Raw genomic sequence first — 17,125 nt, forward strand, 5'->3', positions numbered from 1 at the left:
CTAAAGATATTGAATCTGCCACAGCATGGTTGCTTGAATACAACGCATGGTGCACAAGATGGGATTCGTTCTTAAGAGAATTCACCATAAAAGATGGCAAGAAACTTTGGACGCATGAGCGACTTCGTAAGGCAAGAGGTGTCTTAAACAGGCTTGTGAAACAGACAACGTTGTTCACCTTTATTGAAATGCAGCAAGAGCATGGCGGGCAGTGGCCCTCCACCAATAATGCTGTTGAAAGCGTAAACGCGAGACTGCGTGAGATGCTAAGGCTTCATAGAGGACTTCCGCTTATGCACCGCATCAAAGCAATCTTTTGGTGGTGTTACATGAAGTCTGAAAACCCGCTTCCTGCTTCTGAAATCGTACGCATTATGCCCACTGACGATGACATAGATGGGTTGTTTTCGAGTGCATCGAAAGATGCTGGCAAAGGTGAGGGCACACCCGACAGGTACGGCTCAGGCATCGTCTGGGAGGAGTTCCACATGCCTACGAATTACAGGCAGTGAATAATTGGATCGGACACACTTTTTGAAACATAACCCTTGGTTTTGGACTGCGAGCCCAGATTCGCCAAACATAAAAAAACAGGTCAGGCAATCACTGCCTGACCTGCGTAATTAGTGGTGGAGCCTAGGGGGATCGAACCCCTGACCTCATGGCTGCCAGCCATGCGCTCTCCCAGCTGAGCTAAGGCCCCTTCAAAAGTGCGAGGACTAGTATACCCGAATCAGATTAGGGGTCAAGCAGTTTTTTATAAAAATTTTCTCGCATAGGCAGACCGGACGCTCAAGACCCCCTCGAGGCCTCCTTCGCGCTTCCGAGACCGTGCGGCCGCTCATCCAAAACAAGGCGTCGCGCTGCACCCCGACGCCCACCCTAAGGGACGTCCGCACCGCCCGGGCAATCCGGGCTCGACCATTCGTCAACATGGCGAACCGAACGCCGGATCATGCAGTACAATAAGAAAAAGTAGCATGCTTATCAGCCATGTTGTCGGAAACGGAGCACCATGCGAGCACGGGACCGCATTGCCGCCTGGAGAGAGCGGACGATCTCCCGCAACGCTCTCGAAACGCTGCTTGTTTGCATTTTGACGGCGCTCGCCCTCCTGATCTTCTCCCCGACCGAAGCTTTCGCCGAAAACCACCCCGACCAAACTGGAAAGCGCGTCGTGCGCGTCGCCTGCTACGAAGACGGCACGTACATGTCGAAGAGCCAAGACGGCACCCGCAAAGGCTTCAACATCGATTATCTCCGAGCTATCTCCCTGTACGCGAACTGGAAGTACGAGTTCGTCGACTACCCCGGATGGGAATCCGCGCTCAATGCGCTCAAAGCCGGCGAGGTCGACATCCTTCCCATGGTCTACCAAACGCCGGAACGCCTTGAAACCATGAGGTTTTCCCACTCGTCGCTGTGCGAAACCTTCGAGACCGTCAACGTGCGGGCGGACGAAACGAGATTCGCCTACGAGGACTTCGAATCGTTCGAGGGAATGCGCGTGGGCGTCGTTTCCGACAGCTACGATGCGACCACGTTCCTGGAGTACTGCAACGAAAAGGGCTTCACGGCAAACATCGTCCCCTACGAAAGCACCGTCGATCTGACAAGCGCCCTGGACAACGGCGAAATCGACGCCGTCGCCGCCACGTACCTTGGAAGCGAATCCCGCTTCCGCATCGTTGCCCAATTCGCACCCCGGCCGCTCTACGTGGCCTTCCCGCTCGATCGGATCGAAATCGCCGACGAGTTCGATCTTGCCCTGGAAAGCCTCAAGCTACGCGATCCCGGCCTCATCTCCATGCTGTACGACCGCTATCTCAGCTTCAACCCGGAACAAGATCCCGTATTCACCCAACCGGAATACCGCTACCTTGACTCGGCCCCCGCCTTGCGCGTGGCCTACGATGCGCGAAACGCGCCCTTCTCCTACACCGACCCTGAAACCGGCACGTTCGCAGGCGTCGCGTCCAAGCTGTTCTCGGATATAACGCGCATAACGGGATTGCAATTCAAATACATAGCGGTCAACGGTCCGGAGGAAGCCTTCCGATTGATCGAAGAGCGGGCAGGCGGACATCGTGTACGGAACCGAGCGCGGCTCGGACCTCGCTCAAAGCAACCTGGTGACCACCACGGGACCCTATCTGCGGGACCCCGTCGTCTCGATCGTGGGCTCGAACCCTTCGGGAACTCGCATAGCGCTTCCCGAAGGGTTCGCTTTCGCGGACCGCATAGCGCAGAGCAAGGAAAGCAGCCGGATCGTTTATTGCGCCACGCCCAAAGACTGCATGGATGCCGTGCATTCGGGCACGGCCGACGCAGCCTACATCGATGCGCATGTGGCTCATTACCTGCTATCGGAGCCGCAATACGAATCGCTCACCATGACCACCATCACGGAGTTCTCGAACAACCTGAGCATCGCCGTGCGCAACGATGCGGACCCTCGGCTCCAAAGCATCCTCGATCGATGCGTCCAGTACACGTCGAACCGAACGATGGACGCCTGGATCTCCCAAAGCTCCCTGGCCATCCACCCCACCAGCCCCCTCGACTTCCTACGACAATATCCCCTGCAGATCATCTTTGCCCTTGCCCTGCTGTTCGCTGCCATACTGGGCGCAGGCGTCTATTTGGCGCGCGCGAAACTGCGCACGGCGCGCCAAATTCAAAGAATGTCGTTCACCGATCCCCTGACCGGAGGATGGAGCCTCGCCCGGTTCCGCACCGTCCTCAACGAACGGCTCGAAAACGCCCCCGACGAAACGTACGCGCTCGCCTACCTGGACATCAAGCGCTTCAAAAGCTTCAATGCCGCATTCGGATACGCAGCGGGCGACGAGCTGCTCAAGGGCCTTGCACGCACCATCGAGCGCATGCTGCACGAGGACGAGTACCTGGCCCGGATCACCGCCGACGAATTCGCGATACTCCTGAAGTGGGAGGGCTGGAAGCCCATGCTCGATCGCTTCAACGAACTGGACGAGCGGTTCAACAACCTGCCCGTGCTGAAAGACCTCTCGCATCGCTTGTCGCTGATCGCGGGACTGTGCGTGGTGCGCCGCTCGCCCGATTCATCGAGCATCCGCTCCCAAGACGTCATCGAGCTGATCGATTGCGCCCGCTATGCGCGCGAGAGCATCGATGAAACCGCCCACAGCGCCGCAGCTCTCTACACCTCCGACATGAAGGAGCGCGATCTAGCCGAACGCGCGCTCGTCGCGGCAGCTCAAGATGCGCTCAACAACGGCGAGTTCACCGCCTACTACCAACCGAAAGTAAGCATGAGAACCAATAGGATCCTGGGGTTCGAAGCATTGGCGCGTTGGGAATCGCCGGAGCGCGGGCTGGTGAGCCCCAGCGAGTTCATTCCGCTGTTCGAGCGAAACGGATTGATCATCGAGCTTGACCTGCGCTTGTTCGAGCTCGCTTGCCGGCGTATCCGAGCATGCCTGGACGTTGACGGACGAGCCCCTATCATCGCCTGCAACTTCTCGCGCCGTCACCTGGAAAACGACCGGTTCCCCGACACGCTCAAAGAAATCGCCGAACGCCATCGCGCACCGATCGCCAACCTCGAGCTCGAGCTGACCGAGAACATCGTCATGGCGGACCTCGAACGAACCACAAGCGTATGCGAGCGCCTGAAAGAACTGGGATTCCGCATCTCGATCGACGACTTCGGAAACGGGTACTCGTCGCTCGGAACGCTCAAGGACCTGCCGATAGACGTCCTCAAGCTCGATCGCTCGTTTTTGATGAGCAGCCAAAGCGAGGACCGCAGCAAGGCCATTCTGAAAGGCGTGGTGAACATCGCCGCGCTCTTGAACGTGCGCATCGTTGCAGAAGGCGTGGAAACCAAAGAACAGGCCGACATGCTGATGGCCTTGGACCCGCATATGGTGGCGCAGGGCTTCCTTTACTCGCGCCCCGTCCCGCTGCCCGAATCAGACGCGCAATTCAGGGCGGGCGCGCTCATGCCGAAAGAAGCAATCTAGAAGCGAACGACAGGCCGCGAAAAGCCATGCAGCGCACGGCCGCACCCGCGATGCATGGCGAAAAAGAGGGGCGACCGTTTCGCCGGCCGCCCCTCGACTGCGCTATTCGGTTTTCTCGGACGCGTAGAACGTCGCCTCGTCGAACAAATCGGCGATCGATTTCCCATCCGCAAAAGGAAGCGTCAGGAACTCGCTCACCGTAGGCACCAGATCGCTCGCGTCGACATAGTGTCCCTTGTCGTTGAGCCGGTCGGTAGCCTGGGCGCGCCAGTACCGATCGTTCACGTCGGTAAGGTAGTACGTTGCGCCGCCGACCTCCATGTACACGGAATGCTTCGCGTGCAGGTAGTTCGGCAGCTCGTCAAAGGATACGTCGAGCGCCTCCGCTGCTTTCGTTCCCATAACAACCCCTTTCATCCGGGATTACCTTGCGCTTATCATAGCAAGAAGCAAGCGGGGTTTCGTCGGAAAACGAATATTAGCCGATCGGGAACGTCGGGAACCAAGGAAACGAGCCCTCCATCCGCCGCTCGCAAGGCATCGGCCGAAACGAAGCCGCCTACCTGCGCGACGCGCTGCGCGAGCGCCCGAAGGGAACGAGCGTCAAGACGGCGCCGAGAACGCTCAGCACCCACACGACGACGGCCACCGCCAGCGAAACGTCGAGCACATGCACGCCCACCCCCACCAACGCCCAGACGAATACCAGCTGGAACACGATGTCGTCGAACCGGCGCCACATGAAAATCCCCAACGACACGACGCCGGCAGCCAGAGCAACCACAGAAGCGCCGTTCAGAAGAAGCATGCCGCCGTCAAGCGCCCGGGTAATGAGGATGGCCATGTTCGACAGCGTCGCCACGGTTATCCACGCCGTGTACAGCGATATGGGAACCCATCCCAAAGCCGACGAAGCTCCGGTGCGAACGTTCAGGTAAAGCGCCGCGAGGACGAGCCAATCCAGCAGGATGACCACGAAAGCAGGGACTATCATCTGGAAATGCCAAACAGCCAGCCAAAGAACGTTCAGGATGCTGCTGGCAACGAACAGCCCCGCAACCGGAGTGAAGCGGCGTGGACGCGAGGGAGCGCCCTTCGTATAGGAAACCAGCCATACGATAAGCGCCACGTAAATGAGCGACCAGATGGAGAACACGTACCCGGCGGGCGTGAACCAGGTGAACACGCCGTAGGCCACGGTAGCCGAGGTGACGCCGCCCAAACGACCGGCTTCGATGGCCACGTTGCCCGCGATCATGAGCACGTACGCAACCCACATGACCACCACCTCGAGCGTGAAGTAGCCGCGACTTCGCTCCCGGGCGCGCTCAGGCTGCGCCATGTGGGCGCGCTGCACGGCATCGGGAACCGTTGAAGCACGATGGGCATGACCGGACATGGTGCACCTCGCTTTCCTTGGGAGCAGCGCGATCGCTTTCGATCGATACCCTAGTGTAGCCCCGAAGGAGCGCCCGCATCGTAACGGCAACTTCTCAATGAGGAATCGCTTCGGTACGCTCAGTCCGCCCTGATGCGCAAGAAGTCTCCGCTTAGAACGGGGGCATCGACCAGGAACGCATAGCTCTCGGAAGCGCGGTTCGCCACGGCGACGGGCACAGGCGCGGGCACAAGATGCGGATCGTCCTTATCGGGCCGAGGCAGCCAGGCAAGATTGCGCACCGACGCGAAGCCGACCGGCTTGCGCGGCGAGAGAACCTCCAAGCCGTCCCCTTCGCAGAACCGGTTGCGGCAAACCGCGCGCACGCGCCACAGCCCCTCGCCCGCAGGTTCGCACGACTCGACCGTTGCGGCGTGCAGGCATTCCTTCAGATAGCCATCGCGATCAGGAGCCTGCTCCGCCTCCCCATAGTAGAACCCCGTGCCGTACGGACGGTGCGAGATGGCCAGCAACTCGGGCGCAACCTCGGCAGGGTCCGCGCCGTCGAGCACGGCACGGTACGCATGCACCACCGACGCCACGTAGAACGCGCGCTTGTTCCTGCCCTCGATCTTGCACGAGTCGACGCCCGCGGCGGCCAAGTCGTTCAAATGCGCCAGCATGTTGAGGTCTTGCGCGTTCATGACGTAGGAGCCGCGCACGTCCTCCTCGATGGGATAGTACTCGCCCGGGCGCTTCTCCTCCACCAGCGCGTAGCTCCAACGGCACGGCTGCGTGCAGTGCCCCTTGTTGCCCGAGCGCCCCGCCATGACCGAGCTGATCAGGCATCGGCCCGATACCGCCATGCACATGGCACCGTGCACGAACGCCTCGATCTCCAACTCCCTCGGCGCATCGGCGCGCATGCGGGCGATGTCCTCCATGCTCATTTCCCGCGCGCACACCACGCGCGACGCCCCCAGCTCGTGCCAAACGCGCGCCGCTTCGGCATTGGCTACGGAAGCCTGCGTGCTCACATGCAGCGCCACGCGGGGAGCATGCCTCTGCGCCAGGCGAAACGCTCCCAAATCGCTCACGATGAACGCATCCACCTGCGCGGCGGCAAGCGCCTCGAGGTATTCCGGCAACGCCGCCAGATCCTCGGCGTGCATGAGCGTGTTCATCGTCACGAACACGCGAGATCCCGCGGCATGCGCGAACGCGACCGCATCGGGGATATCGGTCAGCGCGAAGTTCTCCGCACGCTGGCGCATGCCGAACCGGTCAGCTGCCAAATATACCGCGTCCGCGCCGAAACGCACGGCCGCTTCAAGCTGCGCGCGCCCTCCAGCAGGGGCGAGCAGCTCGGGGACAGGGGAAGCATTCTCATCAAGCATTATGGACATCCTGGTCGTTCGCACCGTAAACAAGAAGCGCGGAAGCGCCCCGTCGCACCGTTGCGGGCCCCTCGCGCGCTGCCGCGCGCTCCGTCGGGCTTCCACGGTGGCTCGAGGCGCCTTCGCGCTTCGCACCATCAATCAAGTTCGCCGGCTTTCGAGCCGTCGAACGCCTACGCCAACGACACGCGCGGGCCCTGCGGGGTATCCTCGATGACGAACCCGAGAGCGCACAGGCCGTCGCGCACCGCATCGGCGCGCGCCCAGTCCTTCGCCGCGCGGGCCTCGGTCCGCGCGGTCAGCAGCGCCTCCACCGCCTCCGCGGCGTCCGCGCCAACGTAGCCGGCCACATCGGCGGCCAGGGGAACCACTTCGGCAGGATAGGCGTCGGCCTCTCCGCATTCGGCAGCCGCTTCCACATCGATGCCGAACACGCCCACCAGCTCCACGATGGTATTGCGCACTTCGCGCACGATGGGCACGTCGGAAAGCGAGAGCGTCTTGCCCGTTGCCTGCGCGTTCACGTCGGCCACCAGGTCGAACACCTCGCCCAGCGCGCGGCACGTGTTGAAGTCGTCGTCCATGGCCACGATGAACGAAACCTTGGCCTCCTTCGCGCGCTTCATGAGCTCGCGCGTATCGAGCGGCGACGGAACATCCTCCACGTTCTCAAGCTGCCAATCCAAGTTGCGAACCGCGTTCTCGATGCGCCCGAGGGCCGCTTCGGCCTCGGCCAAACGCTCGTCGGAAAAGTCCAGCGGGCTGCGATAATGCGTCTGCAGCATGAGGAAGCGCAGCACTTCGGGGCGCGTCGTGTCCAACACGTCGCGCAGCAGCATGAAGTTGCCCAGCGACTTGCTCATCTTCTCGGCGTTGATCTGCAGCATGCCGCCGTGCATCCAGTAGTTCGCGAACGTGCACCCGCAAGCCGCCTCGCTTTGCGCGCACTCGTTTTCATGATGGGGGAACACCAGATCGGCGCCGCCGCCGTGAATGTCGAAGGGCAGGCCCAGATACCGGCGCGACATGGCCGAGCACTCGATATGCCAACCAGGACGGCCTTGGCCCCAAGGCGATCCCCACGAAGGCTCGCCGGGCTTCGCAGCCTTCCACAGCGCGAAGTCGAGCGGATCGCGCTTGCGATCCTCGATGCCCTTGCCATCGGCGCGCAGTTCGCGGTGGCCGCATTCCATCTCGTCCACGTTGCGGCCGGAAAGCTGGCCGTACGCAGGGAACGAGCGCACGGCGAAGTACACGTCGCCGTCCACCTCGTAGGCATGGTCGCCGTCGATGAGCTCCTGGATGAGCTCGATCATGGCCGGGATCTCTTCGGTCGCCTTCGGGCGAATATCGGGATCGAGCACGTTCGCCCTGCGCATGTCCTCGATGAACGCAGCCGTGTACTCAGCCGCCACTTCGGCAGCTTCGCGCCCTTCCTCGTTCGCCTTCGTGATGATCTTGTCGTCCACGTCGGTGACGTTCTGCACGAACGTCACGTCGAAGCCGCGCCACATGAAGTAGCGGCGAATGACGTCGAAGCTGATGAACGTGCGCGCGTTGCCGATGTGAATGTAGTTGTACACCGTGGGCCCGCACACGTACATGCCCACCTTGCCGCACTCGCGCGCTTCGAACGGCACCTTTTCGCGCGCTTTGGTGTTGTAGAGTTTGATCATGAGCGCCCCTTCTGCTCCTCAAGTTCCTTCAACCTGCGTTCGAGCTCTTCTATGCGCTCGCATTGGTTCGCGCACCGCTCCTCGATGGGATCGGGCAGGTTCTCCCTATGCTGGGCCGCATCCTTCGCCTCGCTTTCGACGCGATGACCGTCGCGCACCACCACGCGGCCGGGAATGCCGACCACCGTGGAGTTCGGCGGCACGTCGTTCACGACCACGGCGCCGCCTCCCACCTTGGAGCCGTCCCCTATGGTGATGTTGCCGAGCACCGCCGCGCCCACGCCCACCAGCACGTTGTCGCCCAGCGTAGGATGGCGCTTGCCCGTCTCCTTGCCGGTGCCGCCCAACGTGACGCCTTGGTATAGCGTGCAATCGTCGCCGATGATCGTCGTCTCGCCGATGATGACGCCCATGGCGTGGTCGATGAAGAAGCGACGGCCTATCACGGCGGCCGGATGAATCTCGACGCCGGTCATGAAACGCGTGAACTGCGACGATATGCGCGCAAGGCTCTTCAAGCCGTGGTTCCACAGCCAATGTTCGACCACATGGGACCACCGGGCATGCAAGCCCGGGTACGTCAGCCAGATAACGAACGAGTTCTGCGCAGCAGGATCGCGGTCCTTGACCGCCCGAATGTCCTCGCCAATGGTTTTGAATATATTCATGAGTACCCTAACTGTCGATGTGGAATTGTAGCATAGCGAAGCGCGCCGGCCGCAATTCAGGGCAGCCGGCCCCTAACGACATCGACAGAGCAAACAGACTGCGGTAGCGGAAATGCCCTCTTCGCGGCCTTCGAACCCAAGACGTTCGGTAGTCGTGGCCTTCACGCCCACGTTCTCGATGGGCACGCCCATCGCGCGCGCCAGATTCTCGCGCATCCGATCGCGGTACGGCGACAGCTTGGGGGCTTGCGCCGCGATCACGCTGTCCACGTCGAGAATCTCGTAACCGCGCTCGCGCACGAACGCCGCCACGGCCTGCAGCAATTTGAGGGAGTCGGCATCCTTGTAGGCAGGATCGGTGTCGGGGAACAGCTTTCCGATGTCCCCGCCGCGCACGCCGCCCAAAAGCGCATCGGAGATGGCATGCGCCAATACATCGGCATCGGAGTGGCCCAGCAGCCCGTGCACATGGGGGATGTCCACGCCCCCCAAAATCAGCTTGCGCCCCTCGGCGAACGCATGCACGTCGTAGCCCTGCCCAATGCGCAGGCTCGACAACGGATTGTCGCTGCAGGACATGCTCATGAACGGACCTCCGGGATAGTCGTCGCGCCCGCCACTACTCTTCCATCCCCTTCATGTACATGGCCCGCACCGCAGCCACCAGCATGAGGTAATCTTCCGGCACCGTCAGCTTGATGTTGTCGCGCTTTCCTTCGACCACGAGCACTTTGCCGCCCAAGCGCTCGATGAGCGACGAGTCGTCCGTGCCCATGAACCCGTCGGACAGCGCGGATGCATGCGCACGGCGATAGATGCCGGCGCGAAACACTTGCGGCGTCTGCGCGTTCCAGAACACGCGCCGGTCGGGCGTTCCCATGATGACGCCGTTCTCCACTACCTTGAGCGTGTCGACCGCCGGATGGGCCACCACGGCGCCGTCCGATTCGATATTGCCCTTGAGCGTGTTGATGGTATGCGCGATAAGCTCCGGCGTGATCAGGGGTCGAGCGCCATCGTGCAAAATGACGTAGCCGTAGTCGTCGGGGACGTACTCGAGCCCGGAGAACGCCGATTCCTGACGGCTGGGACCCGCAGGAGCCATCACGATGGGCGTCACGAACGGAAACGGATCGATGGCGCGCTTCAGGTACTCGTCGCAGCGCTCTTCCGGGCACACGATGACGATGAGCCCGATATCCCCCACCGCATCGAACGCCTCCGCAGACCAGGTGAGAATGGGCTTGCCGGCAATCTCCACCAGCTGCTTGCCGCCCTCTTTGCCGAACCTATCGCCCGTGCCGCCCGCCAAGATGATGGCTGCGGTCTGCGGGTTCTTGTCGACCTCTCCCTTAAGACCCTCCATAGCCTGCGAGATCGCGTCGAAATCGAAATGATCGAAAGCAAGCTCCGGCGACTTGAGCACCGCCGAGGAGAATACGGGGTCGATGGTTTTGGTCATGGCGTTCCTTCTTGTAAGTCGTTCGTGGCGTCAAGCAGATCCGGCGGCTTGCGCCGCCGGAATCACCTTAGTCAGCTGCACCGCCGGACATGGAGCCCCCGCTGGACACGCCAGCATGGCCCAAGTCGTAGTTCGTCAGCAACAATTCTGCGTCTCTTGCTATGCTATCACGTTTCCGGGGCGCCGGGATAGATCCCGAGCCCGGCGCGAAGACCAGTTCGCCGTCGGCAACGTCCACGTCGATGACCGAACCGCTCGTCCACTTCCCTTCCAAGATCTCCTCGGACAGCGGATCCTCCAGCAAGCGCTGGATGGCACGGCGCAGGGGCCGGGCTCCATAGGCGGCGTCGGTGCCCTCCTTCGCGATGAGCCTGCAGGCGGCATCGGTCAGGTTGATGGACATGTTCTGTTCGATCAGGCGCTCGCGCAAATCGGCCACCATGAGCTTCACGATCTCCGCGATCTGCTCGTCGTTCAAGGACTTGAACACGATGATCTCATCGATGCGGTTCAAGAACTCGGGACGGAACAGCTTCTTCATCTCGGCCATGACGCGGCTCTTGATCTCCTTGTCGGACAAGCCCGCCTGCTCCTCGGTGGAGAAGCCCAGCGTGGTGGGCTGTGCGATTTCGCGCGCGCCCACGTTCGACGTCATGATGATGACCGCATTGCGGAAATCGACGGTACGGCCCTGGGCGTCGGTCAAACGGCCCTCCTCCAGAATCTGGAGCAAGATGTTGAACACGTCCGGGTGCGCCTTCTCGATCTCGTCGAACAGCACCACCGAGTAGGGACGCTGGCGCACGGCCTTCGTCAGCTGGCCGCCTTCGTCGAAGCCCACGTAGCCCGGAGGGCTGCCCACCAGGCGGGACACGCTGTGCTTTTCCATGTACTCGGACATGTCGAAGGACAGCAGCGCGTCTTCGGAATTGAACAGGAACTCGGCAAGCGCCTTGGAAAGCTCCGTCTTGCCCACGCCCGAAGGGCCCAGGAAGATGAACGAACCGGCCGGACGCTTGGGATCCTTGAGGCCGCTGCGCGAACGGCGAATGGCCTTCGACAACGCCGTGACCGCCTCCTCCTGGCCGATGACGCGCTCATGCAGCACGCCCTCCATGCGCAGGAGCTTCTCGGTTTCCGCTTCCGTGAGGTTCGACACGGGCACGCCCGTGGTCATGGAAACCACGTCGGCGATATCCTCGACCGTCACCTGATGGACGGACTTCTGCGCGTCTTCCTCCCACTGCTTCTCGGCCTCTTCGCGCTTCTTCTTGAGATCGGATTCCTGGTCGCGCAGCTGGGCGGCGCGCTCGAAGTCCTGAGCGCCGATGGCCGCGTCCTTTTCTCCGCGCAGCTTGCGCAGCTCTTCGTCCAGATCGCGCAGCTCCTTGGGCAGGGTCATGTTGCGGATGCGCATGCGCGCGCCCGCCTCGTCCAGCACGTCGATAGCCTTGTCGGGCAGGTAGCGATCCTGGATGTAGCGGCCCGCCAAGCTGACGGCGGCCTGCAGGGCCTCGTCGGTGAAGTGAACCTGATGGTGCGCTTCGTAGCGATCGCGCAGGCCCTCCATGATGCGCAGCGCCTGCTCCTCGTTCGGCTCGCCCACCGTGATAGGCTGGAAACGGCGCTCCAAGGCGGAGTCCTTCTCCAGATGCTTGCGGTACTCGTCGATGGTGGTGGCGCCGACCACCTGGATCTCGCCGCGCGACAGCGGCGGCTTCAGGATGGCGGCGGCGTCGATGGAGCCCTCGGCAGAACCTGCGCCGATGAGCGTGTGCATCTCGTCGATGAACAGGATGATGTCGCCCGCATCCATCACTTCCTTGATGCACTTCTTCAGACGCTCCTCGAACTCGCCGCGATACTTGGATCCGGCGACCAGCGCGCTCACGTCCAGCGTGAACAGGCGCTTGCCGCGCAGGATGTCGGGCACCTGGTTCGAAACGATGAGCTGGGCCAAACCCTCGACCACGGCGGTCTTGCCCACGCCCGGCTCGCCTATCAGAAGCGGGTTGTTCTTCTGGCGGCGCGAAAGCACCTGCATGACGCGCTCGATCTCGCCGGCACGGCCAATGACCGGATCGAGCTTGCCATCGCGAGCCTTCTGCGTGAGGTCGGTGCCGAATTCCTTCAGAACGCTATCGGACGTCCCTCCGGTGGGGTCGAAGGGGTTGCGACCCGCATAGACCGGGCTCTGCCCCACCAGATCGTTGAGCGCGCTGCGCACGTCGTCGCCGGACACGCCCAAGCGCGTAAGCACCTCGAGCGCCGTGCCGTCGCCTTCGCGCACGATGCCCAGCAGCAAGTGCTCGGTCGATATGTAGCTTTGTCCCATCTGCATGGCTTCGCGCAGGGAGTTCTCCAGCACGCGCTTCACGCGCGGCGTGAACGACAGGTGTCCGGATACGTCGGTGTCCTCGTCGATGGCGACCACCTGACGGATAGCCTGCACCACAGCGTCGTACTTGACGCTCAGGCGGTCGAGCGCCTGAGCAGCCAAGCCGTCTTTCTCCTGGATAAGGCCAAGAAGGATGTGCTCGGTCCCCACATAGGGCTGATGGAGCGAGCGCGCTTCGTCCTGGGCCAGGACGAGCACCTTGCGCGCCTTGTCCGTGAACTTCTCGAATGACATGTAAGCCTCGATTCTCGCGGCGATACTTCAGTGTTACCTCTCCATGTTAGCACTCGCAATATCCGAGTGCCAACTTGCCCGACCGCCCACACGGCGGCTCCATAAGTTCGAGCGCCTTGCCAACAGCCGGCCCGCACGGCAGCGAGCGGCCGGCTTCGCCGTTCGGTCGCGCCGTTGTCCATCCTACCACGACCGCCCGCGCACAATGCCCGAACGTGCAAGAAGGCCGCCCGGCGATATCGCGCGCGGGCGGCCTTCTTCGAAAGCGATTCTGCGAAGCTCCTTAGTACAGCTTCGCGCCGGCAGGAATGCGGTCGTCAACCATCAGCAAGTTGAGACGCTCCTCGCCCTCTTCCTCGTGAATGGCGGAAAGCAGCATGCCGCACGATTCGACGCCCATCATCTTGCGCGGCGGAAGATTGGTGATGGCGACGAGGGTGCGCCCCACCAGATCCTCCGGCTCGTAATACGCATGGATGCCGGACAGGATGACACGGTCGGACCCCGAGCCGTCGTCGAGCGTGAACTGCAGCAGCTTCTTGCTCTTGGGGACGGCGACGCATTCCTTGACCTTCACGGCGCGGAAATCCGATTTGCTGAACGTGTCGAAGTCCACCTCGTCCTCGAACAGCGGCTCCACGACAACCTTCGAGAAGTCGATGGGCTCGGCCGCCGGCGCCTCGGCAGAAACGTCCTGCGCAGCCGCGCGCGGACGGCCGCCCGCCGGCGCCTCGTCGCGCATGTGGGGGAACAGCAGCACGTCGCGGATGGACGGAGCGTCGGACAGCAGCATGACCAAGCGGTCGATGCCCACGCCCACTCCGCCCGCCGGCGGCATGCCGTACTCGAGGGCGCGCACGTAGTCGTCGTCGTAGCCCATGGCCTCGTCGTCGCCCAGATCCTTTGCAGCCACCTGCGCCTTGAAACGCTCGGCCTGATCGACCGGGTCGTTCAGCTCGCCGAAGGCGTTCGCGTACTCGTGCCCGCAAATGAACAGCTCGAAGCGCTCGGTCAGGTTCTCGTCGTCGGCCTTCTTCTTGGCCAGCGGCGACACCTCGAGCGGATGATCGATGACGAACGTGGGCTGGATAAGCTTCTCTTCGGCGACGGCTTCGAATATCTCGGCGATCAGCTTGCCCTTGCCCCAAGCCGCATCGGCATGTCCTCCGTTCTTTTCCAGAATAGCAACCAGCTCTTCGAGCGTACGGTCGAAGTTCACCGGCTCGCCCGCCCCTTCGGTGGCAAGCTCGATCATGGACTTGCGCGGCCAGTCGCCCGACAAGTCGATCTCCTGGCCCTGATACGTCACCTGCATGGTGCCGCATGCGGCCATCGCAGCAGCCTGAATGTAGCCCTGCGTAAGCTCCATCATGCCGTCGAGGTCGGAAAACGCCTGGTAGGCTTCCATCGTGGTGAACTCGGGGTTATGGAACGGGTCCATGCCCTCGTTGCGGAACTGACGGCCGATCTCGAACACCTTCTCGAACCCGCCCACCAGCAAACGCTTGAGGGGCAGCTCGGTGGCGATGCGCAGATAGTAGTCGCGATCGAGCGCATTGAAATGCGTGACGAACGGCTTGGCGTTCGCGCCGCCCAAGATGGGATGCAGAAACGGAGTTTCAACCTCATAGAAGCCCTGGTCCTCCATGTAGCGGCGAATGGCCGCCACGATCTTGAAACGCTTCTCGAACGTCTCTTTAACCTCGGGATTCATGACCAGGTCGACGTAACGCTGACGGTAGCGCGTCTCCTTGTCGGCCAAACCGTGGAACTTCTCCGGCAAAGGACGCAGGCTCTTGCTCAAAAGCTCGAACGACTGCACGGCCACGGACAGCTGCCCGCGCTTGGTGCGCATCATGGTTCCGTGCACGCCGATCCAGTCGCCCACGTCCAGGTCCTTGAGCTCCGCGAACGCATCCTCGCCCAAGACGTTGATGCGGCAGAACAGCTGGATGTCGCCCGTCGAGTCGCGCAGCTCCAAAAACGCGAGCTTTCCCTGATCGCGTTTGGCCATGACGCGACCGGCCACGTCCACCTCGTCCTCGGTGGAAGCGCCGTCTTCGAGGTCGGCGTACTGTTGGACAAGATCGGTCAAATGATGCGTGTACTCGAACGCGTGGCCGTAGGGGTTCTTGCCCGCAGCGATGAGAGCCGCTCGCTTCGCGCGGCGCACTTCAATGGGGTCGTCTTCGATGATCTGGTCGGTGGTGTCGCTCATCTGCGGTTCCTTTATCTTAGTGATCGATCTTCTCAATGGTGATGGTAACCTGGCGGCCGGTCGGGCCCGTCGTCTCCACCACATCGCCCTTCTTGCGGCCCAGCAACGCGGCGCCCACGGGAGACTCGTTGCTGATCTTGCCGGCAGCAGCATCGCTTTCCGCGCCGCCGACGATCGTGAACACGCGCTCGCGACCGCCCATGGTAACCGTGACCACCGAGCCGATGTTCACGCGCGATGAACGCTTCGGCGTGTTCACTACGGTCGCCTCGGAGAGGATTCGGCTGATCTCGGCGATGCGCGCCTCCATCATGCCCTGCTCGTTCTTCGCGTCGTCGTACTCGGAGTTCTCGGAGATGTCGCCGAACTCGCGAGCAACCTTGATGCGCTCGCCGATCTCGGCTCGTTTCTCGGTCTCAAGGTAGTGCAGCTCTTTTTCGAGGTTGTCCTTGCCTTCTTGTGTAAGAATGAAGTTTCCGTCTGCCATGTTTTCTCACCTGTCCCAATTACAAAAACAGGCACGCTCGTGCTTTCAAGCGTGCTTCCTTATATTTTTTGCTGTGATGAAATGCGCGGCTTCGGTGTTTCCGCACTGATATGAAAAAAGCGGTATGTGCGAGGCCAGACCTGCACATACCGCATACCGAACAAAACTGTTGAGCTATTCGGCCTTTTTCTTAGCGGCGGTGGTGGTCTTCCGAGCCGTCGTCGTCTTCTTAGCCGGCTGCTCTTCCACTACCTCTTCGATGATTTCTTCCTCATCGTCGGCGTCCTCGATGGACTTGCTGCCCATGCCGTCGCGAAGGTTCTTGACGGTTTTGCCAAGCGCGCTGCCAAGCTTCGGAAGGTTCTTCGGGCCGAAGATGAGCAAAATCACCGCAAGGATGATGAGAAGCTCCGGCATCCCCATTCCCAAAATTTTCATACGTTCCTCCAAATTGCTCGTGCAAAGGCCGCGCCTTACGACCCCGCCCCACCCTGCTTGTCAGGGTGATGTACCTATGCAAAAAAGGGATGCTGCAGAAAAGCACATCCCTTCCAAGCTCCATACCTGGGATGACGTGGCTTGGGATCGCTACACCGCATCCCAAAGCGGTTCGCAGCCAAGCCAGGTCGTCGTCCGAGATTCGTATAAGCGACACCGTCGGACAACTCTGGGTATATTACCGCAAATGCACCAGCATGAGAAGCATGCTTCCTGATTTTGCGAGAAATTGCCTTGCAGTCGCCATAGTATGCGAAAACGAAGCGGCGCTCCGGCGGAGGGTTCGCAGGTGGCCGCCTTAACGCCCTACCGATCGCCGCGACTCCGAAAACGAGAGAAAGCCGCCCGCGAAGCATCGTCCAAAGGCGCACGAAGCCGTTCGGCCTCCGTGGAAGATCGCGAAACCCCCTGGATGCGCTCCAAACGATCTGCAGCAGTACGGCTCTGCGGCACGCCCGCGATGCAACCCCAGCTCTACGCTGTCGATGCCCCGCGCTGCGCAGATGCGCCCCAGTTTTGCACGATTGAGCCCAACAGAGAAGAAAAAAGGTCAGCCGCGAACGACTGACCTGCAATTTCTGGTCGGGTTGACAGGATTTGAACCTGCGGCCTCTGCGTCCCGAACGCAGCGCTCTACCAAGCTGAGCCACAACCCGAAGTACTGCTTCAAGCAGCGACGGATATGATAGCACAACGAATCGA

General features: G+C 61.6%; 12 protein-coding genes, 2 tRNA genes and 2 pseudogenes. 3 read left to right on the forward strand and 13 right to left on the reverse strand.

The window, feature by feature from the left end:
• A pseudogene (locus DMP08_RS12430) lies at positions 1-512 on the forward strand (IS256-like element ISSlgl1 family transposase); the annotation flags it as partial.
• A 115-nt stretch (positions 513-627) separates the two neighbouring features.
• Here DMP08_RS12430 and DMP08_RS05135 read toward each other — a convergent pair.
• A tRNA-Ala gene (locus DMP08_RS05135) sits at positions 628-703 on the reverse strand.
• Positions 704-1,210: 507 nt separating this feature from the next.
• Between DMP08_RS05135 and DMP08_RS12795 the strand changes: the two are divergent.
• A pseudogene (locus tag DMP08_RS12795) lies at positions 1,211-1,405 on the forward strand (transporter substrate-binding domain-containing protein); the annotation flags it as partial.
• Positions 1,406-2,087: 682 nt separating this feature from the next.
• Positions 2,088-4,007, forward strand: coding sequence for an EAL domain-containing protein (locus DMP08_RS05150; protein ID WP_123191897.1), 1,920 nt, complete (start codon positions 2,088-2,090; stop codon positions 4,005-4,007).
• 102 nt (positions 4,008-4,109) lie between these two features.
• On the opposite strand, the gene DMP08_RS05155 is transcribed toward DMP08_RS05150, so the two are convergent.
• The 12 genes from DMP08_RS05155 to DMP08_RS05210 all read right to left on the reverse strand — a co-directional run bounded on the left by DMP08_RS05155 (position 4,110) and on the right by DMP08_RS05210 (position 17,079).
• Positions 4,110-4,409 carry a CDP-alcohol phosphatidyltransferase gene (locus tag DMP08_RS05155; RefSeq protein ID WP_123191898.1) on the reverse strand — a complete coding sequence of 100 codons (300 nt, stop codon included), beginning with the start codon at positions 4,407-4,409 and terminating at the stop codon, positions 4,110-4,112.
• Between the two features lie 157 nt (positions 4,410-4,566).
• On the reverse strand, positions 4,567-5,406 hold the full coding sequence (locus DMP08_RS05160; protein ID WP_123191899.1) for a tryptophan-rich sensory protein: 840 nt from the start codon (positions 5,404-5,406) through the stop codon (positions 4,567-4,569).
• A 119-nt stretch (positions 5,407-5,525) separates the two neighbouring features.
• Positions 5,526-6,782 carry a peptidase U32 family protein gene (locus DMP08_RS05165; protein ID WP_244596817.1) on the reverse strand — a complete coding sequence of 419 codons (1,257 nt, stop codon included), beginning with the start codon at positions 6,780-6,782 and terminating at the stop codon, positions 5,526-5,528.
• A 173-nt stretch (positions 6,783-6,955) separates the two neighbouring features.
• Positions 6,956-8,458, reverse strand: coding sequence for a cysteine--tRNA ligase (cysS, locus tag DMP08_RS05170; protein ID WP_123191901.1), 1,503 nt, complete (start codon positions 8,456-8,458; stop codon positions 6,956-6,958).
• Entirely contained in the window at positions 8,455-9,126 is a 672-nt protein-coding gene (gene cysE / locus DMP08_RS05175; protein WP_123191902.1) for a serine O-acetyltransferase, read from the reverse strand. The genes cysS and cysE overlap by 4 nt, the downstream gene beginning before the upstream one ends.
• A 72-nt stretch (positions 9,127-9,198) precedes the next feature.
• Positions 9,199-9,705: a 2-C-methyl-D-erythritol 2,4-cyclodiphosphate synthase gene (ispF, locus tag DMP08_RS05180; RefSeq protein WP_123191959.1), complete on the reverse strand. Its 507-nt coding sequence runs from the start codon at positions 9,703-9,705 to the stop codon at positions 9,199-9,201.
• Positions 9,706-9,745: 40 nt separating this feature from the next.
• Positions 9,746-10,588 carry a 2-C-methyl-D-erythritol 4-phosphate cytidylyltransferase gene (gene ispD / locus DMP08_RS05185; protein WP_123191903.1) on the reverse strand — a complete coding sequence of 281 codons (843 nt, stop codon included), beginning with the start codon at positions 10,586-10,588 and terminating at the stop codon, positions 9,746-9,748.
• 67 nt (positions 10,589-10,655) lie between these two features.
• Positions 10,656-13,220 (reverse strand): ATP-dependent Clp protease ATP-binding subunit, encoded by a 2,565-nt coding sequence (locus DMP08_RS05190; RefSeq protein WP_123191904.1) that lies wholly within the window; start codon positions 13,218-13,220, stop codon positions 10,656-10,658.
• A 283-nt stretch (positions 13,221-13,503) separates the two neighbouring features.
• Complete coding sequence (gene lysS / locus DMP08_RS05195) at positions 13,504-15,438, reverse strand: lysine--tRNA ligase (RefSeq protein ID WP_123191905.1); 1,935 nt, start codon at positions 15,436-15,438, stop codon at positions 13,504-13,506.
• Between the two features lie 16 nt (positions 15,439-15,454).
• On the reverse strand, positions 15,455-15,925 hold the full coding sequence (greA, locus tag DMP08_RS05200) for a transcription elongation factor GreA (protein WP_114567913.1): 471 nt from the start codon (positions 15,923-15,925) through the stop codon (positions 15,455-15,457).
• 174 nt (positions 15,926-16,099) lie between these two features.
• Positions 16,100-16,363 carry a twin-arginine translocase TatA/TatE family subunit gene (tatA, locus tag DMP08_RS05205; RefSeq protein WP_114567912.1) on the reverse strand — a complete coding sequence of 88 codons (264 nt, stop codon included), beginning with the start codon at positions 16,361-16,363 and terminating at the stop codon, positions 16,100-16,102.
• Positions 16,364-17,002: 639 nt separating this feature from the next.
• A tRNA-Pro gene (locus DMP08_RS05210) sits at positions 17,003-17,079 on the reverse strand.
• Positions 17,080-17,125: the final 46 nt, after the last annotated feature.

Origin of the sequence: Paraeggerthella hongkongensis, assembly GCF_003726035.1 — a bacterium.
Lineage (GTDB): Bacteria > Actinomycetota > Coriobacteriia > Coriobacteriales > Eggerthellaceae > Paraeggerthella > Paraeggerthella hongkongensis.

Bases quoted from the DNA above. Each gene is read 5' to 3' on its own strand.
- DMP08_RS05165 (WP_244596817.1), bottom strand. From the start codon at position 6,782: ATGCTTGATGAGAATGCTTCCCCTGTCCCCGAGCTGCTCGCCCCTGCT.
- tatA (WP_114567912.1), bottom strand. From the start codon at position 16,363: ATGAAAATTTTGGGAATGGGGATGCCGGAGCTTCTCATCATCCTTGCG.
- ispD (WP_123191903.1), bottom strand. From the start codon at position 10,588: ATGACCAAAACCATCGACCCCGTATTCTCCTCGGCGGTGCTCAAGTCG.
- DMP08_RS05190 (WP_123191904.1), bottom strand. From the start codon at position 13,220: ATGTCATTCGAGAAGTTCACGGACAAGGCGCGCAAGGTGCTCGTCCTG.
- DMP08_RS05155 (WP_123191898.1), bottom strand. From the start codon at position 4,409: ATGGGAACGAAAGCAGCGGAGGCGCTCGACGTATCCTTTGACGAGCTG.
- DMP08_RS05160 (WP_123191899.1), bottom strand. From the start codon at position 5,406: ATGTCCGGTCATGCCCATCGTGCTTCAACGGTTCCCGATGCCGTGCAG.
- cysE (WP_123191902.1), bottom strand. From the start codon at position 9,126: ATGAATATATTCAAAACCATTGGCGAGGACATTCGGGCGGTCAAGGAC.
- cysS (WP_123191901.1), bottom strand. From the start codon at position 8,458: ATGATCAAACTCTACAACACCAAAGCGCGCGAAAAGGTGCCGTTCGAA.
- greA (WP_114567913.1), bottom strand. From the start codon at position 15,925: ATGGCAGACGGAAACTTCATTCTTACACAAGAAGGCAAGGACAACCTC.
- ispF (WP_123191959.1), bottom strand. From the start codon at position 9,705: ATGTCCTGCAGCGACAATCCGTTGTCGAGCCTGCGCATTGGGCAGGGC.
- lysS (WP_123191905.1), bottom strand. From the start codon at position 15,438: ATGAGCGACACCACCGACCAGATCATCGAAGACGACCCCATTGAAGTG.